The following is a 24,062-nucleotide window of genomic DNA, read 5'->3' as shown; positions in this document are numbered from 1 at the left end:
TTCTGCCGACGACATGCTCCTTGGTCGTGTTGTCCTTGGTGAGCGCGACGCCGCAATACGGACAGACGACATTATGAAGCCGCACCGGCTTGGTCACTGGAAGGGCTTTGAGGTCATGATCCAGCATCAGATATCCGTTACGTCATGTGCGGGCTCAACTGACAAGCCATTGCGGTGCACGAATGCGTTCACGCGCGCCCCGACTTCAGGGAAGAGAAAGGAAAGCGCGGGCATCCATGCCATTGGCGGAACGTATTTCGGGTCGCGCTGGCGTAATTGAGCACGCATCACTTCGCGCCGCCTCTTCCATTTTCCCCTCGCGTCCTGGCTTTCCAGCAATGCCTCGTGGCCGCCAATTTTTACGGCAAACCCAAACGCCAGCAGGTTTTCTGGGTGCCTTTCGGCCGTCTGATGCGCGCACTGAAGCAACGTATCGAATTGCCAACCGACAGCACGACCGTTCAGGGCACTTAGGACAGCATGCATCATGTTCCGGAAACTGCCGTCCCGCGCCGGGTAATCGGGAACGGCAACGTTGCGCGCCGCCAGTCCCTCCCTGATCGCGCGCCAGCGATCCAGATGCGCCGGATGCCCTCCCCCATTCCGGGTCATATTTTCCGCCCAATAGGCCGCGACTTCATCGCGCAATTGCTGATCGAGGAATTTCCGCTCTTCCGTTTCGTAATCGAAATAATAAGCGCGCTGGCGGTCAATCTCTTTGATGACCGCCCTAAACGGGACAATCTCCTGCCGCCAGATGTCGCTTATGGAGCCCGCGTCACAAAAGGGAACGCGATAGTGGCAGCGCAAATGAAATTGATTGGTTTCTTCTGAAATGCGGACCGTTTCGTCGTCGACGACGAACACGTTTGAATTGTTCGAGAATAACAAATCGTCGGTGGTCATGCGCCGGTAAGCTTCGGAGAAACTGGCCAGCACCCAGATCAAATGCGCGCCCTCTTGAATGATCGCTTCCTTCTCGAAGGCCGGATCTGCACGCAGACTGCGTTCAATCAGTTGCTTGATCTGTTTGTGCGCTTCGCTCTCGCGCAGACCGTGGTATTTCCGGGCCCGGATTTCTTCCTCGCTCAATGTGCCCCGTGTCGTTGCCGGGCATGAGCCATCTTCCGTCTTATGACGAAAGAAGAAGCGCTTGTGCATGTTGGCAACGAGGTAAACCGGCGTGCCGCAGATTGCGCATATATGCCGCGGCTGTTCATCCTTAAGCGCCTCACGCATGCCGATACGCGCTTGAATCAGGTCACCGTAGCGATGCCCCGCTATGAACGCCTTCGTCTGCTGCACCTCACCCGAGACGAGGTCAATGATCTCGACAATTTCGGGGTCATCCACTGGCGTCGCGTAGGCGCGCGCATCGATCGTAACGTTATGGCCGGAGAGGTTCATTGTCGGGGGACGCCTGAGCGAAAGACCGAACGGGCCGCGAGTCTGGCTGGTTCGTCCAGAGAATGGTTCACTATCGTTCCGGTTGCGGAGAAGAGACCTCCTATTCGCCGCACTTTTTGCGGAGAACGTTCTTGCACTTGCGGTGAATAAACCCCATAATCTCCGCAGGAGATGCGGAGATTATGGCAACTTACATTCATGAACGGCCGGAATGGCCTCAACTTACTTGGGATCAGGACCATCTGGCCAAGGAGCTTGCAACGGTCCGGCTTAGGCAAGGCAAGCTCATCGGGCGCATGGAGGCGCTCGGCTTCCCGTTGCGCGAAGAGGCTGTCCTCAACGCGCTGACGGAGGACGTCCTCAAATCCAGCGAAATCGAAGGCGAAATCCTCGACAAAGATCAGGTGCGCTCATCGATCGCGCGGCGTCTTGGTATTGAGATCGGCGCTCTGGCCGCATCAGACCGCAACGTTGAAGGCGTGGTCGAAATGATGCTCGATGCCACCCAGAAATACAAAGAGCCCCTCACAGCCGATCGCTTGTTCGGCTGGCATGCTTCGCTATTTCCCGCAGGGCGCAGCGGCCTGAGCAAGATCACCATCGGCGCATGGCGCGACGATGCGCTCTGCGCCATGCAAGTCGTTTCGAAGGTCTATAGTAATAATCCACGCGTTCACTATCGGGCCCCCGCCGCGTCACGGCTTGAAGCGGAGATGAAGACCTTTCTCGATTGGTACAACAGCGAAAACGCCCTCGACCCCGTTCTCAAGGCCGCGCTTGCCCATCTGTGGTTCGTTACCATTCATCCCTTCGATGATGGTAACGGGCGGATTGCGCGCGCCATCGCCGATATGTCTCTCGCGCGATCCGAGGATAGTTCTCAGCGCTTCTACAGCATGTCCGCGCAAATTCGCGTGGAGCGCAATGCGTATTACGACATTCTGGAAGAAACGCAGAAGGGCAGCCTCGACGTTACGGCTTGGCTTGAATGGTTCTTGGGTTGTCTAGACCGCGCCTTCGCGGGCGCAGAGCAGATACTGACTGCTGTCTTTCGCAAGGCCGACTTCTGGAAGAAGCACTCAGCCAAGCCGATCAACGATCGCCAGCGGGACATTCTCAACCGCCTACTCAATGGCTTCGAAGGCAAGCTGACCTCGTCGAAATACGCCAAGATCGAAAAGACCTCACAAGACACGGCTTTGCGCGACATCAACGAGTTGATCGATCTGGGCATCCTCGTCAAAGAGGAGGGCGGCGGCAGAAGCACCAACTATGCATTGGTGCAGACTGAATAGCTTCCGAGGGTCACTGCACCAGACCCAGATTCTCCATAGCCCATACAATCGCGAAAATTTCACCTTTCACTAGGTCGAGGCCCGTCGGGTTCAGAAGGCCTTGACCGGCTGCCCAAGGTCGCTCGGTGCCCATGCTGCCGCGGGACTGGACCTGCCCCAGCGTCAGCACCAAGAACTGCGGAACGATGGCGAAGCTCTCCTGGATCGCCAAAGACCTTGCCATGGCTACGCTCCCGTCGGTCTGAGCAGACGCAGCGCGTTCACGGTCACCAGCACGGTCGCGCCGGTATCGGCGAGGATGGCCGGCCAGAGACCGGTGATCCCGACCACGGTGGTGACGAGAAAGACCGCCTTCAATCCCAGTGCGATGCTGATGTTCTGCCGGATGTTGCTCATGGTCCGCTTGGACAAGTCGACCATGGCCGCGATGTCCGACACGCGACCGTGCAGCACCGCGGCGTCCGCCGTCTCCAGCGCCACGTCCGTGCCTCCCCCCATCGCGATGCCGACGTCGGCGGCGGCGAGCGCCGGCGCGTCGTTGATTCCGTCGCCGACCTTTGCCACCACGGATCCCTGCTGCTGGAGCCGGCCGACGATGCGCTGCTTGTCCTCGGGCAGAAGCTCGGCCTCGACTTCGATGCCGAGCTGTCTGCCGATTGCGGTGGCCGTCCGCCGGTTGTCGCCCGTCAACATCATGCTCCGGATGCCGGCGTCCGACAGCAGCTTCAGGCCCTTTTCGGCGTCAGGACGGGGCTCGTCGCGCATGGCTACCGCACCTGCGATCTTCTCGCCCACGACAAGCAGGGAGACCGTCTTACCCTCGTCATTCAGGAGCGCGATCCGCGTCTGCTGCGCGGCCGTGAGCGCCACCAATTCCGCGGCCGCCTTCGGTGAACCGAAGAAAACCTCCGTCCCCTCCACGGTCGCGCGCACGCCTTTGCCTCCGATGGCCGACGCGTTGGAAGCCGGCGGGATCCGCGTCTTCTCCGCCGCAGCCTTGGACAGGATCGCGGCCGCAAGCGGATGGCTCGATCCGGATTCGAGCGCTGCAGCCATCCGCAGAACGTGCTTCTCGCTATGGGCAAAGCCGACGATGTCCGTCACCTGCGGCTTGCCCGCGGTGAGCGTGCCAATCTTGTCGAAGCAGGCGACGGTGATCCGCCCGATCTGCTCGAGAACGGCGCCGCCCTTGAGCAGAAGTCCCCGGCGGGCGCCGGCGGACAAGCTGGCGGCGATGGCCGCAGGCGTGGAGATGACGAGAGCACAGGGACATCCGATCAGGAGGACGGCCAGCCCCTTGTAGATCCAGCCGACCCAGTCACCGCCGAACAGAAGCGGAGGTGCGACGGCGACCAGGGCCGCAACCACGACCACCCCGGGGGTGTAGTACCGTGAGAACCTGTCGATGAAGCGCTCTGCTAGCGCCTTGGTCTCCTGCGCCTCCTCGACCAGGCGCACCACGCGCGCCATGGTGTTGTCGGCCGCCGCGGCAGTCACCCGCACCCTCAGCAGGCCGTCGCCGTTGACCGTGCCGGCGAACATGCTCGCGTCCGCGCCCTTCCGGACGGGCGTGCTCTCGCCGGTGACGGGCGCTTCGTCGACCGTGCTCTCTCCGGAGAGGACGACACCGTCGGCAGGGACGCGGTCGCCGGGCCTGACCTGGATCGTCGCTCCGATTTGGAGGCTGTCGGCGGGCACGTCCCGCACACCACCGTCATCCTCGAGGCGAGCGGTCTTCGGAACGAGTGCCGTCAGGCCGTGAATACTGGCGCGAGCGCGGCTTGCAGCAACACCTTCCAAGAGTTCTCCGATCAGAAATAGAAAGACGACCGTCGCGGCCTCCTCGGTCGCCCCGATGATCACCGCGCCGACGGCAGCGATCGACATCAGCATTTCGATCGAGAACGGCGTGCCGGCCCGCGCAGCGGCAATCGCGCGGCGGGCGACAGGAACGAGGCCGACCAGCATCGCAACCAGAAAAGCCCAGCGCGCGTCGGCGGGTACGGCCTTGCCCAACGCGAATGCCGCGGCGAGAGCGATGCCGGATCCGATCGCGAGCATTCCCTTTCGGGTACTCCACCAAGCAGCAGCATCGTGATCGCTCAAACGGACCTCCGGTGCGGTATTTCTTCCTTCGTCGGCAAAACCATCGCTCTCGGCCCAGGCCACCCGATAGCCCAAGCTGGAAATCCGATTGCCGACTTCGTCGCGATCGATACCATCGTGGCCCACGGTGACGGTGCCGCCGGCGAGGGAAACGGACACCGCGGTGACGCCAGGCATCCGTCGGACGGCGTTCTCGATCTTGGTCGCGCAGGAAGAGCAGTCCATTCCCTCGATCAGGAGTCGCATCTTCGCGCTCGATCCGACCTCTTTCATCATCATTCCCTTCGGTGCCGTGAAATGCTCTCGCGCCCGCACGTTTGAAGTCTTACCCTCCTGGCGCAGAGTCTTGTAGAGGGAGGGCTGCTACGCCATTCCAGAGACCGGGGGCCCCTTCGGCGCGCAATAGATGCGCGGAAACCCGGTTGGCGCATGCGGTTCAACCTCGATATTCGGGAATCAGCACCGGGCTTCGATCATCTTGCTGATCTCCTCGGGCGCCGCGAAAATCACATCGGCGCGATCGCCCATCATTCCGGCCGGCACGATGGCCGGAGCCCCGCTGTCCGGACCGTCCTTGCTGGAATCCGTCTTGATCCGGAGATTGCGTTCCCAAAACGCGCGCGTCTTGCCGTCGGCCGTAGTCACGCGATAGGTGTCCCGGCAGTGAGTGATGCCAGTGACGCGCTCGGAAGCTTGAATGCTCCTCAGATTTGGAACGCGCCCACCTCCCATCATTCCGCCCATCATGCCACCGCCCATCATGCCGCCCATTCCTTGCGCCGATTGCCGCGGCGCTGCGCCTGGCTTGGTCGCCTCCTTCAGGAAGGCGAGCAGATCGGCGCGTGTGCGACCATCCTTGATGCCGTCGAACGGCATAGCGTTATCCGGCACCATCCGCGCAGGCTCGGTCAACCACCCATCCAGCGAGCGGTCATCCCAAACGATCCCCGAAGCTTTCAGCGCGTCGGAATAGCGCTCGAAACTCGGCAACGATCCGGCCTTCCTCCCCCATAGGTTTGCAAGACTTGGCCCCGTCATGTCGCGGTCGGTCTCGAGCGAGTGACATGCTGCACAGGCCCGAAAATCCTGCTCCCCGCGAGCTAAGCTGTTTTGCGCGAGAGCCGGCGGCGAGACGAGGACAACAGCGAGAGCCGCAAGTAGAATGCGATGCATGATCAATCTCCTCGGCCTGAGAAGAACAGGTATTTGATCAGCGCGGCCGCGCCCAGCGCGAGCACGACGACGATCAGGACCCAGATCAGGGCCATGCCACCCATCATTCCAGACATCATCCCGTCCATCATTGGCTCACCTCATTTGGCAGGCTCCGGGATTCGGAGTGTCGTGACGACAGCCTTCGACTTCGCCGGCACTCGCGGTTTGCCCACAGGCGGCAACCGGAAGCCTTTGACCAGGCCGAAGATCGCCGGGATCACGATCAGCGTGAGCAGGGTCGACGAGATCATCCCGCCGATCATCGGGACCGCGATCCGCTGCATGATCTCGGACCCGGTACCGGTGCTCCACATGATCGGCAGCAGTCCCGCCATAATGGCGACGACGGTCATCATCTTCGGCCGGACGCGCTCGACCGCGCCCTCCATGATGGCCTCGCGGAGGTCGGTCCGGCTCATTGTCCAACCCTCGGCAGCGCGGCGCGCCGTGATCTCGGCAAGCGCCTGGTTGAGGTAGATCAGCATCACCACGCCGGTCTCGGCGGCGACGCCAGCGAGCGCGATGAAACCGACGGCGACGGCGACCGAGAGATTGAATCCGAGCCACCACATCAGCCAAAGCCCGCCGACCAGCGCGAACGGTAGCGACAGCATGACGATCATCGTGTCCGTCACCGACCTGAAATTCAGGTACAACAGCAGGAAGATGATGAGGAGCGTCGCCGGCACGACGATCTTCAAACGGGCCATGGCGCGTTCCAGATATTCGTACTGGCCACTCCAGACCACGTAATAGCCTGCCGGAAACTGGATGCTGGCCTGGACGGCGCGTTGCGCCTCTGCGACGTAGCCGCCGAGATCGCGGTCACGGATGTCGACGTAGATGTAGGTCGCGAGCTGGGCGTTCTCCGTCCGGATCGAGGTCGGGCCGCGGGCGAGTTGGACGGTCGCGACTTCCGCGAGCGGGACGGCGCCGCCGGCCGGCATGGGAACCAGGACGTCGCTTGCGATCTTCTTCGGATTGTCGCGGAGGTCGCGCGGGTAGCGCATGTTGACCGTGAAGCGCTGCCGGCCCTCCACGGTGGTCGTGACCGCCTGACCACCGAGCGCAGTCGCGATGGTGTCCTGGACGTCCTGGACCATGATGCCGTAGCGGGCCAGCGCCGACCGGTCGGGCGTGATTTCCAGGTAGTAGCCCCCGATGGCTCGTTCGGCGTAGGCGGACGACGTCCCGGGAACCGTCCGCAGCACCTGCTCGATCTGCTTGGCGAGCTTGTCGATCTCGACGAGATCGGTACCGATCACCTTGACGCCGACGGGGGTGCGAATGCCGGTCGAGAGCATGTCGATGCGCGCCTTGATCGGCATGGTCCAGGCGTTGGAGACGCCCGGGAATTGCAGAGCTTTGTCCATCTCGGCGATCAGTCCGTCGATGGTGAGACCCGCCCTCCACTGCTCCTTGGGCTTCAGATTGACCACCGTCTCGAACATCTCGGTCGGTGCAGGGTCGGTCGACGTGGAGGCCCGGCCCGCCTTCCCATAGACCGACGCGACCTCCGGGAAGGAGCGAATGATGCGGTCCTGCGTCTGCATCAGTTCGGCGGCCTTGGTGACGGAGATGCCGGGCAGCGTGGTCGGCATGTAAAGCAGCGTACCCTCGTTGAGGTTCGGCATGAATTCGGTGCCGAGCTGGCGGGCGGGCCAGATCGTGACTGCGAGCGCGGCGAGCGCAAGCAGGATAACCAAGGTCTTTGCGCGCAGCACGCCCTTGATGACGGGGCGATAGATCCAGATCAGGAAGCGGTTGATCGGATTCCGGTGCTCCGGAACGATCCGTCCCCGGACGAAGATCACCATCAACGCCGGCACCAGCGTCACCGAGAGCAACGCGGCTGCCGCCATCGCGAAGGTCTTGGTGAAGGCGAGCGGGCTGAACAGGCGCCCTTCCTGCGATTCCAGCGTGAAGATCGGCATGAAAGATACCGTGATGATCAGCAGGCTGAAAAACAGCGCCGGCCCGACCTGCGAGGCGGCCTCGATCAGGATTGCGATCCGCGACTTGCCCGACTCCGCACGCTCGAGGTGCTTGTGGGCGTTCTCGATCATGACGATGGCGGCGTCCACCATGGCCCCGATGGCGATGGCGATGCCGCCGAGACTCATGATGTTCGACCCGATGCCGAGCAGCTTCATCGCTCCGAACGCCATCAGCACGCCGACGGGTAGCATCAGGATGGCGACGAGCGCGCTGCGGACGTGCAGCAGGAACACGACGCAGACCAGCGCGACGACGATGCTCTCCTCGACGAGCGTGTGCTTGAGGGTGTCGATGGCGGCGTAGATCAGGTTCGACCGGTCGTAGACCGGCACGATGTCGACCGACTTCGGCAGGCTGGTGGCGATCTCCTTGAATCGCTTCTTGACGTTCTCGATGACGTCCAGCGCGTTCATCCCGAATCGCTGCAGCACGATGCCGCTGACGACTTCACCCTCGCCGTTGAGTTCGGTGATGCCGCGCCGCTCGTCCGGCCCCAGTTCGACCCGGGAGACGTCCCGCAGCAGCACCGGCGTCCCCTTGTCCGTCTTGAGGACGATGTTGCCGAGATCGTCGATACCTTTAAGGTAGCCCCGGCCCCGGATGACGTATTCGAACTCCGACAGCTCGACCGTACGCCCGCCGACGTCGGCGTTGCTGGCGCGGATCGCGTCCCGGATCTTCTGCATGCTGATGCCGAGGTCGCGCATCCGCTGCGCATCCAGGATCACGTTGTACTGCTTGACGAAACCGCCGACGCTCGCGACCTCGGCGACGCCTTCCGCCTTGGCCAGCGCGAATTTGAGGTTCCAGTCCTGGATGGTGCGCGTGTCGGCTAGGTTCAGCTCTTTCGACACCACCGCATACTGGAAGACCCAGCCAACTCCCGTGGCGTCCGGACCGATAGTGGGCGTGACACCGGCAGGAATGCGCGATGTGGCGGCGTTCAGGAATTCGAGCACCCGCGAGCGCGCCCAGTAGATGTCCGTGCCATCTTCGAAAATCACGTAGACGAACGAGACTCCGAAGAACGAGAAGCCACGCACCACCTTGGATTTTGGCACCGTCAGCATGGCGGTGGCGAGTGGATAGGTGATCTGGTCCTCGATCACCTGCGGCGCCTGCCCCGGGTATTCGGTGTAGACGATGACTTGCGTGTCGGAGAGATCCGGGATCGCGTCGAGCGGCAGATGGACCAGCGCGTAGATGCCGGCCGCGGCGGCGAAGCCGGTGCCGAATAGGACCAGCAGCAGGTTGCGCGCCGACCAGGCGATGACGCGAGCGATCATGGGCGCGCTCCCGATCCGCTGGCTGGCGCCTCGGGCGGCGTGCTGGTGGACTCGGCAAATCCCTTGAGCGCCGCTTTCAGGTTGCTCTCGGCATCGATCAGGAAGTTGGCCGAGGTCACGACCGCTTCGCCTTCGGAAAGGCCATTCGTGATCTCGACAAAGCCGCCGCCGCGCCGGCCAAGCTTCACCTCGCGCGGCTCGAAGCGGCCCTCTCCCTTGTCGACCAGGACGGCCTGGCGGCTTCCGCTGTCGAGCACCGCACTCTCCGCCACCGCCAGCACCGGCCCCGGCGTGCCGGCTTCGATCTCGGCATCGACGTACATCTCTGGCCGCAGTACTTCGTCGCGGTTGGGCACCTCGATCCTGATCCGCGCGGTGCGCGTCGCGGCGTTGAGATGGGGATAGATCAACGCCACAGTGCCCTCGAAGCTTTGGCCGGCGAACGCGCGTGGCCTGATGGTCACCTTCGTCCCAACCGCGACCTGCGGCAGATCGCGCTCGGCGACGTCGATCAGGACCCAGACGAGGCGGTGGTCAGCGATCCTGAACAGGACGTCGCCGGGCCCCGCGCGCATGCCAGGCACTGCGTTGCGCTCGAGGATCTCGCCGTCCTGCGGCGCGAGCCATGGGATCGAGAGCGAGATTTCCCTGGTGCGCTCCAGCTCCTTGATGGCCGCTTCCGGAGCAGCAAGATTCTCCAGTCGCCGGCGCGCGCCTTTCAAGTCCTTTCCGGTCGCGCCGGCGTTGAACGCCGAGAGATATTCGGCGGCCGCGCTGGAAAGAGCGGGGCTGTACACGTTCAAAAGCGGTTGGCCCTTGTGGACGTGGTCGCCGGTCGTGACGTTGGCGACGCTCTCGACGAAGCCCTCGAACCGCAGCGCGACGACTGAGACGCGTCTCTCGTCCTCCTGGACGGTGCCTGGAGCGCGGATCAAGGAGGTCACGGGTCTTTTGACGACCGCCTCAGATTTTGCGCCTGTACGCTGTATTTTCCCCGGCGAGAGCTTGATCGTCCCGTCGTCGGTGTCCTCGCCTTCGTACACGGGGATGTACTCCATCCCCATCGAGTCCTTCTTCGGCACCGGCGAGGTGTCCGGCAGGCCCATCGGATTGCGGTAGTATTTGACTTTGCGTTCGGTCTTTGCCGCTTCCCCCTTGGTCTCGGCCAGTTGCTCCTCGGGTTCGTCGAAGCTGACGTCGGCTCCCGCCGGCACGGCGCGCCAGGCGCGCCCATCCGGCGCCTTCTTCGGCCCGAGCGAATAGAACGGCTTCCCGTCCGGATCCTGGTAGTAGATCACCGCGCCGCCATCGGCCGCCGCAGCGACCGTCATTGGTCCGACGAACGGATCTGCGCGCGGGATTGCGCCCGCGTAAAGGCCGGCGCCGGCCGCTGCGCAAACCGCAGCGGCCGCACCTATCGCGATGGCGCGCCTCATTGCTTCGCCGTCACGACGAGCTTGTTTTCCACCGTGCCGGTCTCGCCCTGCACCTTGGCGCCGAGGGACAATTGCCAGCGGCCCGCCATGCTGAAGTTGGCCTTGAACCGGTAGGTCCCGGGCTCCGTCCCCGGCATCGAGGTCACCTTCGTGACCATCTCCTGCATGCCGTCCGGCGCCATGTCGAGGCGGGAGGCGAATATGACCGCGTCCGGCACGGGTTTGCCGGTTTTCTTGTTCACCAGCCGCACCGTCACGACCTTGTCGGGGCCGGCCTGAACCGCCGGCTCGACGAGCTGGAATTCATAATCCTTGATGTCGGCGAGAGCGGACTTCGGCGCTGCCGTAAGAGAAAGGCCGACCAGCACGGCGGCCAGCCCGCGCGCAGCAGTGGAGATCTTCATGGTGTTTGTTCCTCGAAACGTCTGTTGAACCGCCGAAGCGGCATGCGAATGCGCGCCATGGACGCGCGCCAACGTTCCGGCGCCGCAGCGCCGGTCAGACGATCGATCGAGGGGGCTGGTCTGGAGGGGGGCGGGCCAGGCCGTCGGCGATCACGTCATCGAGCGGCCGCAGCAGTTCGCGCGCAGCCTGCGGGATGCGCACTGTCGTCGCCGAAGGTCCAGTCTGGAGTACCTTCAACATGCAGATCGCGACGAGAGGACAGTCCTGGCATTGCTTGTTGTTCTGCTTGTCGGGACAGCACGCCATGTCATCCGGCATGTCCTGCGCGTCTGCCATCTGCATTGCGCCCATCAAATGCCCCACCGCCGCCGGCGTCACCAGCGGCGCGACTGCCAGCCCCGCGGTCACAAGGACCGCGAGCAGAAACCTGAGGAGGCGGCAAGCATTCATCGTGTCACAGTCTCACAGGGGCGGAATGCTGGAAAGTGCCCCGGTTCACAAATGCGCGAGCCGGGCGCCTGGTGGTTAACCATCTCAAACGGTCAGCCGATTGTTTCCTTGCCGACGAAACGCATGAACGTCGTCCGGCCTGCCGGCCCAAACTGCACCACCTCGTAAGGCTGCGGGTGTCCACCTTCCATACCGGGCGATCCTACGGGCATGCCAGGGACGGCAAGCCCCAAAGCCTTCGGACGCTCTGTCAGCAACCGCCGAACCGCCGATGCCGGTACGTGTCCCTCAAGGATGTAGCCGCCCACCTCTGCCGTGTGGCACGCGGCCAGATCGGCCGGAACGCCCAGGCGTTTCCGGACGGCCGGAAGGTCGGAAGCATCGTCCACCTGGACCGTTAAGCCTGCGTCGCGCAAGTGTTGTACCCAGCCCGAGCAGCAGCCGCAGTTCGGATCCTTGTGAACCTTAATCATGGGTTCACCGGCCCCGGCGGGGCGTACCGCCGCTCCAACTGTCGCGGCTGCGATCAGGGCGAGAAAGGATCGTCGCGCAAAGCAGGCCTTCTCCGCGCCTCGTTCTTGGTAGCTCATCGGACAACTCTCCTTGAAGAAGGTCGAAGGGATTGCGGAGCATATTGTGTTCCGCGCTCCCTCGACGGCCAATCGGCGAACGTCGGCCCACCGAAAACTAGCGGGATTTAGGGCCTCCAAGATAGCGCCATGGGGGTTCACCGGCCATCGGACTGGTCGTCGCCTGATATTCCGTCGTTCCGCGATCATAGGCGAACGCCGAATATGGACTGCGCTGCGGGACAAATGGCCTCGCTTGCGCGGTTTGCCTGGCCTCGTTTGGCCAATAGCTTCTGTCGGAAATCATCGAGCCCGCCTGGGCGCTGGCGGACAAGGCCGCCAGAAACGCGATTGCGAGAAGGCTTTTTGTCAACATGGTCCCGGCTCCATCATCTTTGCTGAAACGCATGCGTTGCGCTTCTAATGAGGAGTTCGGAACCAATCCTCCGGCGGTTACGCGCTCACGGTGACGTGAGAGGCGTCAAATCCGCTAGTTACCAGCGCAGCAGCCGCGGTCCCAGGATTGCGCCTGCGAGCGTGCACAGCACAATCGTGCCGCCATACCAGAGCGCGACAAAGGGCAGGGAGTCGTCGGTGCAGTGAAGCGCATAGCCGATCGCACTCACGCCACCTGCGACCAACCCACTGAAGGCGCCTGTGCGCACCAGATTGGTCGGAGCCGCCTGTCGCACCGCCCAGATGACCACTGCAAAGGGAACGACCGCGATGATCGGGATGGAAATAAGGCATTCAAGCCAGTCTTCCCCCATCACCATCTTGCTCCAATGCGAGCTGGGCGCCTGTCCAAGGCGGACAGCCGCGAGCAGCAGGATCGCCACGAACGGTAGCGCGGCGAGGCCAGCAGAAACCTTTCGCTCTCCTCCCGGACGGGCAAGTCGGGTCAAATAGATGGACGCCGCGCCCACCGTGCCGATAGCGAACGCGAGCTTCAGGAACAGGAAAATCACGGCGCGGGGCGCAGTCAGGTCCGGGCGGACCCCCAGTGCGATGAACGTGATCCCGATCGCAACGGCAATTCCAACCGCAAGGGCGATGCCTACGCTTCGACCGACCAGCCGCCGATTGACCGGCTCCACGTTCGTGCTGAGTGCGGCGATCAATTCGTCTGTCTTCATCTTTGCGCCCTCTGGGCGATCAACGCCGCCAACGCCTTCAATCCACGATGGATATTGACCTTCACGCTCGATTCCGAAATGCGGCACCGCCGTGCGGCTTCGGCCACGCTCAGGCCTTCGACCTTCACGGCCTCGATCGCGCATGCCATCTTGTCCGGCAACTGCTTTAGCAAACGCTGCAGGTCGAAACTGCTCTCTGCGCTCAGGTGATCGTCGCGCGCCGTGACTTCACTAGCCTCGTCGATCGGCACATCGGCCACGGATGCCCGGTCCCGGCGGAGAAAATCGATCAGTTTGTAGCGCGCGATCGCGTGCACCCAGGGGGTCAACGGCTCCCCTGGATCGTACGTGTGTCGCTGCGTGTGGATGGCCAAGACGGCCTCCTGGACCAGATCCTCCGCCTCCGTCGCACCTCGACCGAGCTTCGCCAGCTTGCCTTTGAAATAGGCACGCAAGTGCCGGCTCAGCCGCTCAAGCAGCATGCGATGCGCGGCCGCGTCACCCTCCTGGCTGGCAAGCATAAGCGCCTTCAGCTCCGTTTCCGCGGTCATGCTCGCCATCTACGCTCTAGTTCGATCGCACTGTCATTTCGGTTACAGCCCCGTCGGAAAATCTTACTGCAGGAACCACGCGAGGACCGCAGTTTTTCAGCACAAATAGGGATCCCGACCCGGCATTTGCGTGATCGTAGAAACCATTCCTTCGACCGTCGATTGGAAGAGCCGGGCGGGAGCGTTCCGGAAGGATGGAGATTTCCATGCACGCGCAACAAATGATCAGCACTCATCCCCACGTGCGCGGACAGACAAACGACGCGCTCATCCGCTGCATTGAGGAGTGCTACTCCTGCGCGCAAACCTGCACATCCTGTGCCGACGCCTGTCTGGCGGAGGATAACATCAAGTCGCTTACGCAGTGCGTCCGCCTGAACCTGGACTGCGCAGACATTTGCAACGTCACAGGCAGGATAGCCACCCGGCGGACTGGGTCGGACGAGGAGACCATCCGTAGAATGCTGCACGCCTGCGCTGCAGCGTGCCGGCTCTGCGCCGAGGAATGCGAAAAACACGCCAAGATGCATGAACATTGCCGCATCTGCGCGGAAGCGTGCCGGCAGTGCATGAGCGCTTGTGAAGAAGCTGGGCGCAGCATGGCGCACTGACACATTGCGGCCCTGCTCGCTTCGAGCGCAACCAGACTGGCCGACCTGCTCAATCGGAGGCAGGTCGGCTGAATCTTTTGGCTCAGGCCGACTTCCGCTGCGGCTTGGCCAACGGCTTCTTCGCCGCCGTTTCCTTCGGCTTCTCGTGGCGATCGGTATCAGTATTTCCTTCTGACCGGCTGAAGCCTTGCGGCTTGTTGGCGGACACTTTGCGCGTTCGCTGGCGCGGGCTCTGACCCACGCTCCGCCGCAGCGCCTCCATCGGATCGACGACGTGGCCGGCGGCCGGCTTCGACTTGGCGTGATGGGTTTGCCGGCGCGCCAGGGCGGAGCCCGAAAACGGAACTGCAATCTAGCCGCGCGCATGAAACGATCTCGCTGGACGCATGATGGCGTCGAGTTCGAACGGGGGCGCCACAGTTTTTCGAGCTGGCGTGAGCGCGGCGAACCGCGGCCGGGGCAGACGCGAGCGTCGGTGTTTCGACTGGCAAGGATGCAAGAGGCTGGCGGCGTCATCCTGAGCGACGCCGATCGCTCATCGCGATCCGCAGGATCTCGAAGCAGGGCCTGGGACCACGCAAGCGCCGGAGCGGCTTCGCGAGCAGGTCAGAGCAGCGCCATGACCGCCACCACCGCGAACAGACCTGCCGCGGTCACGCACCAGCACGACAATTCGAGGACCCGCATCAAGCGTCCCCTGTGAACTGCCTGCCCGGCTGCCGACCTTACATGCGGCGCCGGAGCGCGACTGACCTCCCTCACTTGAGCCCCGATCGACGGCGCAATCTCTCTTGCGAGGGGCCGGCCGCGAGCGCGCGAATGTCTCAAATTGTTCAGATCCGCAACCCTTCCGGTCCCCTAATGGTTCTGATTCCGGAGATATTCGGAACATGCTCTCGTTTGGAAGAAGACCTCGTACCACGCGACGCAAACTGAATCAGGAAGCCTGGATGGGAGCCGAAGGGGACTTCGCGGTCAGGAAATGTTCTATCCTCGATATTTCCGATGGCGGAGCTAAGCTCAAGGTCGATGATCCGCAGTTCATAAGGCCGATCTTCCAACTGAAGTTTTCTCGAGCAGATCGTGGCAAGCGCTGCAAGCTTTGTTGGCGCAAAGGACCTCTCATCGGGGTCGAATTTCTCTAGTTTCGATTGCATTGCCATCTCGGAGCGCGCCTTAGATGTGTTCTGTCAGGAGGTTGTCCAACGGGGATATCGGCACTCGGAGCAGAAGAGCGCCAGCAAGGGGTTGAACGACATATTCCCGACTTCGTAGTAGCTGAGTCGACGGCTTCCGAATTGCCTCAAGCTGGCGCGCCGGTCACGCCGCGGCATTTTGGCTATGCGGCGTGACGGCGCCGCGCGTAATCGAGGTGCACGACCAATAAATGAATCGATCAGGACCAAGCGGGCAATGAGACAGTCGCAGTCAGGCTCGCGGCGGCCAAGCTGAAGCCGCAAGCTCCAGTCCTGCTGGGCGGCGGCGTGCTCCGTGGACATATCCCGCGCGCGACTCGACGGAGATCCCCTCCTCCGACCTCAGGCATTGCGTAAGACTTTCTCGAGCTGCGCAATGAGCTTAGACCTCTGCTCGGCAGGAAGCTTGTCCAGATTGATCTGCTTCCAGCGCACCGCCGGCAGGTCCGCCGCGCCAGGGACGCCCAGCAGGCTCCAATCGGGATCGCCGCGCTTGAACCTCATAAGGAAATCCTTGTGAGCTTGTGGCATTTTTCCCGCGATGTCGGCGATCAGCTTTTCCCGGGCTTGGAGCAATTCGTCCAAGGTTACTTCAGCCGTGGTCATGCCCTCGAAGCCGTGCGTGAATTCGTGCCGGATGTCCTTGCGGCGAGGAACCACGACCTCAGAAATCGGCCTGTCATGGCTGACGAGATAGACGATGAACGCCTTGCGGAGATCGTCCGTGATGCCTTCTTTGGCGAGCAGATCGCGGACATCGAAGAGGTCGCGCGGATGCTGCCGGTCGAGCGCCGCGACAAGTTTACCGGCGTATAGATCGGCGAACGAAACAACTTTCATCTGTGCGAAGCCGAACATGTCTTCGACGCTCGCCGACACGTCGCGCAGCTCCGGCTCGAAGACGCAGCCCCTGATCACCGGCGTGACCTCGATCTTGATCTGCGCGTCGCCTTTCTGGACGGTCAGCTTGGTGACGATCTTTTCATGGGCGTTGACGACTTCGGTCACCCGCGCGCCCGACAATGCTTTCCTGATGGACGCTGCCATGCGCTTCATCGCCGCATCGATCGCAGCAAGAGATTCGGGGCGCGGAGCCACCGGCAGATATGTCAGGTCGAGATCGACTGACAGGCGCGGCATGTCCCGGTGGAAGAGATTGATGGCGGTGCCGCCCTTGAGCGCAAAATCCGGCTCCAACGCGACGAAGGGGATCGTCTCTATCAACAAGCCCACTTGATGCCGATATTGTTCAGACAGGGGCATTGAGGTCGTCTGGGATGGTTATGAGATATTTGGTGTCGAGTTTGCCGCCCTTGACGAGCATACGCTTTCCCGTACCGAGATTGACTTTCGACTTGTCGATCTGTTTGAGCCAAGCGTGCTGATGCCGCTCCGCGAACCAGAAGAACAATCGTTTGACCTTGACGCTTTTGCAGTCGTTCAGAAGCATTTGCAGCCGTCGGGGACTTAAGCTCCTCAAGCCTTCCGCCAATGCATCGACCTGATGGAAGCTTTCGTGGCGTGGCAATTCGTCGAGCAGTTCGAGGAACGCACGTTCGGGCGTCGATACGATGAGAGGCCAGTCGAATGGTCCCGGTATTTCCCGCGTCGTCCCCGACTTTGATCCGGGCGTGCTCTCGTGCGTTTTGAATAGAGTTTGTGTGCGGTGAACGCGGAATTTCTGTTTGAGCGGGAGTTTGCCGAGCCAGCCGGGAGCAGGCCGCGTTCCATATAGATGTACGGTCGAAGGACCCGTCTGGCTCAAGTAATGGCCGAGGCCTTGCGCTTCGGTAGCGGTACGTCCGCCGACGACGAGATCGGAGCCGAGCAGTCGCTGGAGTGAAACGACGACACCCTCCCAGGAGACTTCGCCGAGCGGGCGCTTGAAGGTTCCCCGCGCCGGCTGAACCAGCCACCCGGCCGATACGTATTGGCTGCGCAGGCTGGTGGAGTATCCATGCCGTTCCATCCAGGCGGCATCGACCAGGAGTCCCTGCGGGAGGGTTCTTTCGAGCCTATTTAGCTTTCTGTCGTTTTGCTCAGCCATACTAAGTAAATTAGCAGTTTTTCAAACCCCGCTCGAGGTTTAAATATATCTATTTTCCACAGCCAGACTAAGTAAAATCATCACGTCACAAACTCGTCCGGAATCCCAAAATTGAACATTTTTGTTCCCATTTTGTTCTATTTCTAGGTTACCCTTCTGCGAGGCAGCTCGGGCAGGCGTTCGGGTAGATCAACGTGTCGTTGGAAAACCCGCCGGCCAAGTCGAAATCGACGACGCGTATGGGGACATTGAGCCGAGCGACATCGCAATCGCGCACAGATCATGTTGAATCCGGTTGCAACAATGAAGGGAAGTTCATGAGTTTCAAAGCAACCGGTGCCTCGCACGAGCCGACCCTACATTGCCCCAACTGCAATCACGAGATCCCGCTGACGGAGTCATTGGCCGCTCCCCTCCTCGCTGAAACCCGTCAGCGCTTTCAACAGCAGCTGGCCAGCAAAGATGCCGAGATGGAGCGCAAGATTGAGGCGCTGCGGCTGGAACGCGAGCAGGTGGCCAAGGACCGCGAGCAAATCGAAGACCAGGTTGCGAAGCGATTGACCGCCGAACGCGCTCAGCTGGTCGCGGCCGAAAGTAAGAAGGCGCGGGAGGCGGCCGCGGCCGAGCTGCAGGCAAAGGACGCGGAAGCCGCGGAGCTGCGAGCCACCCTGCTTACCAACAACGCAAAGCTTGCCGAGGCCCAAAAGCAGCAAGCTGAACTGATGCGCCAGCAGCGGACGCTCGAAGACGAGAAGCGCGAACTCGACCTGACGATAGAAAAGCGCGTGCAGGCTTCAATCAGTGAAATCCAGATCAAGGCCAGACAGGAAGCCGACGAAGCAGCGCGCTTGCGCGTTGCCGAGAAGGACCAGACCATCGAGTCGATGGCTCGAACTATCGAGGAGCTCAAGCGCAAGGCCGAACAGGGGTCACAGCAATCCCAAGGGGAAGTACTCGAGCTCGAGCTCGAAGAGCTTCTGCGCGGACGTTTTCCAACCGATTCAATTGAGCCGGTTGGGAAAGGTGAGCTTGGAGCGGACGTTATTCAGCAGGTAAATGGTGCTATTGGCCAATCTGCCGGCATCATCCTTTGGGAAACCAAACGCACCAAGGCATGGAGTGATGGGTGGCTCGCTAAATTGCGTGACGACCAGCGTCGTTCCGGTGCCGATATCGCTCTGATCATCTCTCACGCACTACCGAAGCATATCGAGCAATTTGACTTGGTCGACGGTGTATGGGTGTCTCATCCGCGGTGCGCATTGCCGGTCGCCGTGGCGCTCCGCCAAGGTCTAATCGATGTAAGCAGCTCGCGCCTCGTTCAGCAGGGTCAGCAGAGCAAGATGGAGCAGGTTTACCACTACCTGACCGGCATGAAGTTTCGGCAGCGGGTAGAAGCTGTGGTTGAGAAATTCAACGATATGCGCGACGACCTGGACAAGGAGCGCAAGTTCATGGGCCGGCAATGGGCCAAGCGCGAAACTCAGATTCTCGCGGTGGTGGAGTCGACCGTTGGCATGGTGGGTGATTTGCAGGCGATCGTCGGCAAAGCCATGCCAGAGATCCCGAGCCTGGATATGCCGCTGCTTGAGAGCCACGCCGCACCTGAACGGAAGGTGGGATGATGGCGGAAGCTGATGGCGAGCTCGGGTCGGCGAGCATATCTCGCCTCCCGACGTCTCCACCCGAGCCGGCGGACGGGATTGACTGAAGCTGGAGGCGTGGGGAAGTCTGGATAGCGGCACTCCTCGTCAGATATCGTCTCCTCACGGATTCTACAACCGATTAGTCGAGACCCTTCACCCCCCCTCGCCGCTTGCTGTTTACCAACCTGCCGCCTTGCAACCTCTGATTATGTTGCTTTAAAACTTACCAGCGGGGGACTCAGTCGGCCCTGCAACTCGTCGTGAGGGTACATGGAGTGGAAGGCGCACGGTTATCGGGTTGGTGCATCGAGCGAGACCTTCGATAGCATCCCAAAAAGTGCAGACGAACTTGATCGGTTCATCGCGCTACACCGGCGAAAGATCGAGCCGTGGCTCTCGGCGGTCTTCCAAGCTGAGCATCTGAACCTCCTGCTTGGCAGCGGCTTTACCATTGCTGTGGGCTTCGCTGCCTGCGTCAAGGCGACGGGTATGGCAATTGCGACAGGGAAGTCAAAATATGCCAAGGCAATCCTCGATCACGCGACCGCAAGTGCCGAAAAGATGGGTCGCGGTCAAGCAAACATCGAAGATCAGTTGCGTAGCGCCATTGCTGTGCTCGATGGTTTGGACATCGTCGATAAGGGGTCGGCGAAAGCTGTTCGCGACGACATTAACTCCGCAATCGAGACATTCCTAACCTCACTGCTTGCTACCGAGCGAGGTATTTTCGAAGCAAACAGTGCATCAGCACTGGCGACGGTGCAGTCATTTCTGCTCAGCTTCGCGAGTCGCGCCGCTTCACGCGAGCGCTTGCATATCTTCACGACCAACTACGACCGGTTGATCGAACATGGCTGCGATCAAGCGGGGCTACGGATCATCGATCGCTTCGTGGGGAGCTTGCGTCCACTGTTTCGCAACACCCGGATCGAGCTCGATTATCATTACAACCCACCCGGGATCCGCGGTGAGCCGCGCTTTATGGAAGGTGTGGTCCGTCTGACCAAGCTCCACGGCAGCCTTGACTGGCGCTTCGACCCCACCGCGCATCGGATCTATCGGTCAGAGACACCATTTGGTGCCGACGACGATCATCCGAGCTTACCAGATTCTCCAGTTGATACCGTGATGATCTATCCTAATCCGGCTAAGGACGTGGAGACCACCCAATATCCTTATGCGGAGTTATTCCGTGATTTCGCCTCGGCAACGTGCAGACCCAACTCCGTTGTGGTGACCTACGGCTACGGGTTCGGTGATGACCACATCAATCGTGTTCTGCTCGATATGCTGTCGGTCCCGTCCGCACACCTCGTGATCATTGCCTTTGAACTAGACGATCGCATCAAGGGATTTCTCAATCAAACCCGTCCTGCACAAGTCAGCCTCCTCGCCGGGAACCATTTCGGAAGCCTCCAGCACCTCGTCGACGATTATCTGCCAAAGCCGGCGCTCGATTACATCACCGGGCGTATGTCTGACTTGCTGAAGAACCGCGCTTTCGCAGATGCGGCTGCGGGCCTGGTGCCGGCCGAACCGAGCCAGCCGCCAGCGGGCTCTGGAGGCGGAACGTGAGCTCTCCGATCGAACGGCTCGCTGAACTGGTCATCGGCACGGTCGAGTCGATCTCCTCGGATGAGATCCGTGTGCTGCTCGATCTCGATGCGCCACAGGCTACTGCGCTTAACACCGGCACCCCGATGAGCTTCCCAAGGCTCAATAGTTACGTGCTGATACCGAATGAGGCCGGTGCTACCGTCGCCTACGTCACGTGGATCGGGATTGAACGATCGCCGTACCCCAAACGGTCGGGGCTTAAGGATTTCGGCCTGATCGATCTGCCGTTCCCTCTGCGGAAGATGTCGCTCACTCCGATCGGCACCCTGTCTGTCGCTCGAAACCGACGCGAAGGAACCAGCATGTTCGAGTTGAGTCGAGGAATCGTTGCGTTCCCTTCGGTGGGCGATCAGATACTGATTCCAACGCCGGAACAAATCACAGCGATCGTCGGAGCAAAGGACAAGGACCGCCGCGTTCGCATCGGCTCGTCACCACTGGCTGCAGATACCTCAATCATGGTCGATCCCGATAAGATCTTCGGGCGGCACGTCGCCGTACTCGGCAATACTGGTAGTGGAAAATCCTGCTCCGTCGCCGGGTTGATCCGCTGGTCACTCGATGCGGCGCAAGCCGCTCTTGAGAATGGCACAGTACAGCCGAATGCGCGGTTTATTATTCTTGATCCTAATGGGGAGTACGCCAAAGCGTTTGCAGACAAGGGCGGAAATATCCGCCTGTTCCGTGTCCCGCCCGTCGACCTCAACAGAGGTGAACGCGCGCTCCGTCTGCCGGCGTGGCTCTGGAACGGTCACGAGTGGACCGCGGTATCGTTCGCACGGCCCGGAGCGCAGCGGCCCCTGCTGCTCCAAGCGCTTCGTGAACTAAAGAACGGGCAGCTGGCGGGGACGCCGCGCCAGACTATCGTCAGGCGGCATTTGTATTCCTATCGCATCATGATCGACGCTATGTTGGCCGAGGGTGCCGCGACCTACGCTGGCAGCGCAAGCAATCGGCGGCGCTGCGGCGAACTGCTAGACAACATTGCATTAGACTGCAGCCATATGGCGGAATCCGTTGATGCCGAACACCAGACAGCTCTGGAAGAGATAAGCAGCATCATTGAAACTATCGCCGACTCCCGTCGGTCTGGAGACTGGTTCAACTCCTTCTCGGTACAGGATATGGAAGCAGTGCGGAGCGCGCTGCAGAGCTTCGTAGACCTGGTAGAGGATGCTTTCGCAATCGCGCATCTCACGGAAGATGCGCCCATACCGTTCGACGTACACATGCTGCCGGAGCATCTTGAGAGGATAGCGGCGACGGAGGGAGGTGCGTTGGCAGGATTCATCAGCACGCTCGGCATGCGCATCCGCGGTATGATGTCGGATCCGAGACTTGGTCAAGTCATTGGAACTGACCCGGCGATCACCTTCGATGCCTGGCTTGACGCGTTCGTGGGCAGCAACGCCTCGGCCAACGGACAGGTAGCTATCGTTGACCTTTCGTTAGTGCCTTCAGAAATAGTGCACGTAGTCGTTGCGGTTCTGGGACGACTGACGTTTGAGGCATTGCAGCGCTACCGACGGCTTCATCCTGATGGCAAACCTCTGCCCACGACCTTGGTTCTAGAGGAAGCACACAACTTTGTTCGGCGAGGCGCCAACGAAGATGGGCCGGCAGAAAACCCGACCCAGCTCTGTCGCGAGACGTTCGAAAAGATCGCGCGCGAAGGTCGCAAGTTTGGTCTTGGATTGATGCTATCGTCACAACGCCCATCGGAGCTCTCGCCCACGATCCTTGCACAGTGCAATACCTTCCTACTGCACCGAATCGTGAACGACCTCGATCAGGCGCTAGTTGGACGTCTCGTTCCCGACAATGTGGCGGGCTTGTTAAAGGAGCTACCTAGCCTACCATCCCGTCAGGCAATTTTGCTGGGATGGGCCACGCCGATTCCTTTGCTCGTGGAGATGGATGAACTTGCCGAGGCACATCGGCCGCAATCGTCAGACCCAGATTTCTGGGACGTTTGGATCGGCAAGAACCCACGTCCGATCGATTGGCCCACCCTCGTCGGCGACTGGACCGGCAGTGCGCAGAATTGAACAAACTGCGCTCCTCGATCAGACGTTTTCATGACTGTCGCACGCCTGCTGAGTCCGACGAGAGATCGCCAGAAACAAGGTGAGCTGGTGATCTCGTTGCTCAATGGCTTGAAGGACAAGACGGCGAGCGAGGGCGAGTTCGATCGAATCCGCTATTGTCGATCGACGTTCAAAATTGAATCCTCGTCGGCGTCCAATTTTTGCAAATGACAGCTTGCCCGCTAAGTTGAGTAGGGTAAGTCGGCCCGCGTCAGCACGCGATGAGATCGCTTCGATGGAAACACTGATCTGGCACAAGTAAATTGGCCTACGACCGGTTCGCGTGCGCTGCGCGGCCCGTATCGCTGCGGCGCCAAGACACCAACGACACCCACTACTTGGCTCAGCCGTCTTGCGACGGCTCCAAATTTGTGTCCACTCGCCGCGATTTCGGATCCTCGTGTTCTCGAGACGGAAGCGGAGCGCCGTACGGCAGGCTAAAGCGCAGTTCGACCCGGTTCGTGTCAATCGTACTGATGCCGTGGATGCTGAGCGTCGCGGATTTATTGGGAACGTCTCCGCCAGAAAGCTTGTGGCCCAGTACGACGAAAACGACTTGCGCTCCGAGCGCGATCGCATAGCGCCGGCCTTGCATTCCGGCCGGCGCGGCGACGGACGCTGGGTCCTTTGTCTCGCCGTAAAACTTATTCTCGATCAGAATAGCGTCTTCCACCCAAAGATCCAGAATTCCGCCCCCGACCTTCGTGCCCTCGTCCAAGCCCCGAGAGCGCAGACTGTCCCGCAACAATTTCTGTAGGGCAGCTTCGTCCTTGAGCGTCGTTCCGACGTAGCTGCCGAACCACACGTCGACGAACGCGTACATCGCCTGGAGAACCCGCGTCAGCTTTGTCATATCCTCGGCGATTAGGCCGCCACGTGTCATTCGGCCTGCAATATTGACCCCCCGTATTGCCGCATCTGCGAATGTTACCCTGATGGCGCCATTGCCGATGACGATCCGATGTCGATTAATCGGTCGCGCCAGATGGCTTTCCCGGCTTGCT

The 24,062-nt window shown here is 61.2% G+C and carries 23 protein-coding genes; 6 read left to right on the top strand and 17 right to left on the bottom strand.

Annotated features, from left to right (window positions below; translation table 11 throughout):
- Positions 1–126: 126 nt before the first annotated feature.
- A complete protein-coding gene (locus IVB12_RS10500; RefSeq protein WP_247298545.1) occupies positions 127–1,407 on the bottom strand; it encodes a hypothetical protein in 1,281 nt (426 codons plus the stop codon).
- Between the two features lie 182 nt (positions 1,408–1,589).
- Here IVB12_RS10500 and IVB12_RS10495 point away from each other — a divergent pair, with 182 nt between their 5' ends.
- On the top strand, positions 1,590–2,702 hold the full coding sequence (locus IVB12_RS10495; protein ID WP_247298543.1) for a Fic family protein: 1,113 nt from the start codon (positions 1,590–1,592) through the stop codon (positions 2,700–2,702).
- Positions 2,703–2,712: 10 nt separating this feature from the next.
- On the opposite strand, the gene IVB12_RS10490 is transcribed toward IVB12_RS10495, so the two are convergent.
- The 12 genes from IVB12_RS10490 to IVB12_RS10440 form a co-directional block, all read right to left on the bottom strand.
- Positions 2,713–2,925: a hypothetical protein gene (locus IVB12_RS10490; RefSeq protein ID WP_247298541.1), complete on the bottom strand. Its 213-nt coding sequence runs from the start codon at positions 2,923–2,925 to the stop codon at positions 2,713–2,715.
- A 2-nt stretch (positions 2,926–2,927) separates the two neighbouring features.
- Complete coding sequence (locus IVB12_RS10485; protein WP_247298578.1) at positions 2,928–5,081, bottom strand: heavy metal translocating P-type ATPase; 2,154 nt, start codon at positions 5,079–5,081, stop codon at positions 2,928–2,930.
- A 183-nt stretch (positions 5,082–5,264) separates the two neighbouring features.
- Positions 5,265–5,981, bottom strand: coding sequence for a cytochrome c family protein (locus tag IVB12_RS10480; protein WP_247298537.1), 717 nt, complete (start codon positions 5,979–5,981; stop codon positions 5,265–5,267).
- Between the two features lie 2 nt (positions 5,982–5,983).
- On the bottom strand, positions 5,984–6,112 hold the full coding sequence (locus IVB12_RS38140; RefSeq protein ID WP_256464560.1) for a hypothetical protein: 129 nt from the start codon (positions 6,110–6,112) through the stop codon (positions 5,984–5,986).
- A 9-nt stretch (positions 6,113–6,121) separates the two neighbouring features.
- Positions 6,122–9,307, bottom strand: coding sequence for a CusA/CzcA family heavy metal efflux RND transporter (locus IVB12_RS10475; RefSeq protein WP_247298533.1), 3,186 nt, complete (start codon positions 9,305–9,307; stop codon positions 6,122–6,124).
- A complete protein-coding gene (locus IVB12_RS10470) occupies positions 9,304–10,743 on the bottom strand; it encodes an efflux RND transporter periplasmic adaptor subunit (protein ID WP_247298531.1) in 1,440 nt (479 codons plus the stop codon). Before IVB12_RS10470 ends, IVB12_RS10475 begins: the two co-directional genes overlap by 4 nt.
- The gene (locus tag IVB12_RS10465; protein ID WP_247298528.1) at positions 10,740–11,147 is read right to left on the bottom strand and encodes a FixH family protein; all 408 of its coding nucleotides are present in this window, start codon (positions 11,145–11,147) and stop codon (positions 10,740–10,742) included. Before IVB12_RS10465 ends, IVB12_RS10470 begins: the two co-directional genes overlap by 4 nt.
- A 94-nt stretch (positions 11,148–11,241) precedes the next feature.
- Complete coding sequence (locus IVB12_RS10460) at positions 11,242–11,598, bottom strand: hypothetical protein (protein WP_247298525.1); 357 nt, start codon at positions 11,596–11,598, stop codon at positions 11,242–11,244.
- Positions 11,599–11,690: 92 nt separating this feature from the next.
- Positions 11,691–12,188, bottom strand: coding sequence for a DUF411 domain-containing protein (locus IVB12_RS10455; RefSeq protein WP_247298522.1), 498 nt, complete (start codon positions 12,186–12,188; stop codon positions 11,691–11,693).
- A gap of 97 nt (positions 12,189–12,285) precedes the next feature.
- Positions 12,286–12,576 carry a hypothetical protein gene (locus tag IVB12_RS10450; protein ID WP_247298520.1) on the bottom strand — a complete coding sequence of 97 codons (291 nt, stop codon included), beginning with the start codon at positions 12,574–12,576 and terminating at the stop codon, positions 12,286–12,288.
- A gap of 85 nt (positions 12,577–12,661) precedes the next feature.
- Positions 12,662–13,303: a DUF1109 domain-containing protein gene (locus IVB12_RS10445; RefSeq protein WP_247298517.1), complete on the bottom strand. Its 642-nt coding sequence runs from the start codon at positions 13,301–13,303 to the stop codon at positions 12,662–12,664.
- The gene (locus tag IVB12_RS10440; RefSeq protein ID WP_247298575.1) at positions 13,300–13,854 is read right to left on the bottom strand and encodes a sigma-70 family RNA polymerase sigma factor; all 555 of its coding nucleotides are present in this window, start codon (positions 13,852–13,854) and stop codon (positions 13,300–13,302) included. Before IVB12_RS10440 ends, IVB12_RS10445 begins: the two co-directional genes overlap by 4 nt.
- Positions 13,855–14,048: 194 nt before the next feature.
- Between IVB12_RS10440 and IVB12_RS10435 the strand changes: the two genes are divergently transcribed.
- On the top strand, positions 14,049–14,465 hold the full coding sequence (locus IVB12_RS10435) for a four-helix bundle copper-binding protein (RefSeq protein WP_247298515.1): 417 nt from the start codon (positions 14,049–14,051) through the stop codon (positions 14,463–14,465).
- A gap of 833 nt (positions 14,466–15,298) precedes the next feature.
- Here the strand turns inward: IVB12_RS10435 and IVB12_RS10430 are convergent.
- The 3 genes from IVB12_RS10430 to IVB12_RS10420 all read right to left on the bottom strand — a co-directional run bounded on the left by IVB12_RS10430 (position 15,299) and on the right by IVB12_RS10420 (position 17,708).
- Positions 15,299–15,622, bottom strand: a complete 324-nt coding sequence (locus IVB12_RS10430) for a hypothetical protein (protein ID WP_247298512.1) — start codon at positions 15,620–15,622, stop codon at positions 15,299–15,301.
- A gap of 381 nt (positions 15,623–16,003) precedes the next feature.
- Positions 16,004–16,924 (bottom strand): nucleotidyl transferase AbiEii/AbiGii toxin family protein, encoded by a 921-nt coding sequence (locus tag IVB12_RS10425; protein WP_247298509.1) that lies wholly within the window; start codon positions 16,922–16,924, stop codon positions 16,004–16,006.
- Positions 16,911–17,708 (bottom strand): type IV toxin-antitoxin system AbiEi family antitoxin, encoded by a 798-nt coding sequence (locus IVB12_RS10420; RefSeq protein ID WP_247298506.1) that lies wholly within the window; start codon positions 17,706–17,708, stop codon positions 16,911–16,913. Before IVB12_RS10420 ends, IVB12_RS10425 begins: the two co-directional genes overlap by 14 nt.
- Before the next feature lie 317 nt (positions 17,709–18,025).
- Here IVB12_RS10420 and IVB12_RS10415 point away from each other — a divergent pair, with 317 nt between their 5' ends.
- The 4 genes from IVB12_RS10415 to IVB12_RS10400 all read left to right on the top strand — a co-directional run bounded on the left by IVB12_RS10415 (position 18,026) and on the right by IVB12_RS10400 (position 23,229).
- Positions 18,026–19,333, top strand: coding sequence for a DUF2130 domain-containing protein (locus tag IVB12_RS10415; protein ID WP_247298502.1), 1,308 nt, complete (start codon positions 18,026–18,028; stop codon positions 19,331–19,333).
- Positions 19,334–19,624: 291 nt separating this feature from the next.
- Entirely contained in the window at positions 19,625–20,929 is a 1,305-nt protein-coding gene (locus IVB12_RS10410) for an SIR2 family protein (RefSeq protein WP_247298500.1), read from the top strand.
- Positions 20,926–23,019, top strand: coding sequence for a DUF87 domain-containing protein (locus IVB12_RS10405; protein ID WP_247298497.1), 2,094 nt, complete (start codon positions 20,926–20,928; stop codon positions 23,017–23,019). Before IVB12_RS10410 ends, IVB12_RS10405 begins: the two co-directional genes overlap by 4 nt.
- Before the next feature lie 30 nt (positions 23,020–23,049).
- Positions 23,050–23,229 (top strand): hypothetical protein, encoded by a 180-nt coding sequence (locus IVB12_RS10400; RefSeq protein ID WP_247298495.1) that lies wholly within the window; start codon positions 23,050–23,052, stop codon positions 23,227–23,229.
- A 172-nt stretch (positions 23,230–23,401) separates the two neighbouring features.
- On the opposite strand, the gene IVB12_RS10395 is transcribed toward IVB12_RS10400, so the two are convergent.
- Positions 23,402–24,062: hypothetical protein (locus tag IVB12_RS10395; protein ID WP_247298492.1), on the bottom strand; the 661-nt coding region annotated here is incomplete at its 5' end.

Origin of the sequence: Bradyrhizobium sp. 179, assembly GCF_023073535.1 — a bacterium.
Taxonomy (GTDB): Bacteria; Pseudomonadota; Alphaproteobacteria; order Rhizobiales; family Xanthobacteraceae; genus Bradyrhizobium.
The sequence above is the reverse complement of the archived record's forward strand: the minus strand, read 5'-3'. Positions and strand labels throughout refer to the sequence as shown.

Excerpts from the sequence above, each read along its gene's own strand:
- IVB12_RS10500 (WP_247298545.1), bottom strand. The coding sequence starts at position 1,407 with ATGAACCTCTCCGGCCATAACGTTACGATCGATGCGCGCGCCTACGCG.
- IVB12_RS10495 (WP_247298543.1), top strand. The coding sequence starts at position 1,590 with ATGGCAACTTACATTCATGAACGGCCGGAATGGCCTCAACTTACTTGG.
- IVB12_RS10490 (WP_247298541.1), bottom strand. The coding sequence starts at position 2,925 with ATGGCAAGGTCTTTGGCGATCCAGGAGAGCTTCGCCATCGTTCCGCAG.
- IVB12_RS10485 (WP_247298578.1), bottom strand. The coding sequence starts at position 5,081 with ATGAAAGAGGTCGGATCGAGCGCGAAGATGCGACTCCTGATCGAGGGA.
- IVB12_RS10480 (WP_247298537.1), bottom strand. The coding sequence starts at position 5,981 with ATGCATCGCATTCTACTTGCGGCTCTCGCTGTTGTCCTCGTCTCGCCG.
- IVB12_RS38140 (WP_256464560.1), bottom strand. The coding sequence starts at position 6,112 with ATGATGGACGGGATGATGTCTGGAATGATGGGTGGCATGGCCCTGATC.
- IVB12_RS10475 (WP_247298533.1), bottom strand. The coding sequence starts at position 9,307 with ATGATCGCTCGCGTCATCGCCTGGTCGGCGCGCAACCTGCTGCTGGTC.
- IVB12_RS10470 (WP_247298531.1), bottom strand. The coding sequence starts at position 10,743 with ATGAGGCGCGCCATCGCGATAGGTGCGGCCGCTGCGGTTTGCGCAGCG.
- IVB12_RS10465 (WP_247298528.1), bottom strand. The coding sequence starts at position 11,147 with ATGAAGATCTCCACTGCTGCGCGCGGGCTGGCCGCCGTGCTGGTCGGC.
- IVB12_RS10460 (WP_247298525.1), bottom strand. The coding sequence starts at position 11,598 with ATGAATGCTTGCCGCCTCCTCAGGTTTCTGCTCGCGGTCCTTGTGACC.
- IVB12_RS10455 (WP_247298522.1), bottom strand. The coding sequence starts at position 12,188 with ATGAGCTACCAAGAACGAGGCGCGGAGAAGGCCTGCTTTGCGCGACGA.
- IVB12_RS10450 (WP_247298520.1), bottom strand. The coding sequence starts at position 12,576 with ATGCGTTTCAGCAAAGATGATGGAGCCGGGACCATGTTGACAAAAAGC.
- IVB12_RS10445 (WP_247298517.1), bottom strand. The coding sequence starts at position 13,303 with ATGAAGACAGACGAATTGATCGCCGCACTCAGCACGAACGTGGAGCCG.
- IVB12_RS10440 (WP_247298575.1), bottom strand. The coding sequence starts at position 13,854 with ATGACCGCGGAAACGGAGCTGAAGGCGCTTATGCTTGCCAGCCAGGAG.
- IVB12_RS10435 (WP_247298515.1), top strand. The coding sequence starts at position 14,049 with ATGGAGATTTCCATGCACGCGCAACAAATGATCAGCACTCATCCCCAC.
- IVB12_RS10430 (WP_247298512.1), bottom strand. The coding sequence starts at position 15,622 with ATGCAATCGAAACTAGAGAAATTCGACCCCGATGAGAGGTCCTTTGCG.
- IVB12_RS10425 (WP_247298509.1), bottom strand. The coding sequence starts at position 16,924 with ATGCCCCTGTCTGAACAATATCGGCATCAAGTGGGCTTGTTGATAGAG.
- IVB12_RS10420 (WP_247298506.1), bottom strand. The coding sequence starts at position 17,708 with ATGGCTGAGCAAAACGACAGAAAGCTAAATAGGCTCGAAAGAACCCTC.
- IVB12_RS10415 (WP_247298502.1), top strand. The coding sequence starts at position 18,026 with ATGAGTTTCAAAGCAACCGGTGCCTCGCACGAGCCGACCCTACATTGC.
- IVB12_RS10410 (WP_247298500.1), top strand. The coding sequence starts at position 19,625 with ATGGAGTGGAAGGCGCACGGTTATCGGGTTGGTGCATCGAGCGAGACC.
- IVB12_RS10400 (WP_247298495.1), top strand. The coding sequence starts at position 23,050 with ATGACTGTCGCACGCCTGCTGAGTCCGACGAGAGATCGCCAGAAACAA.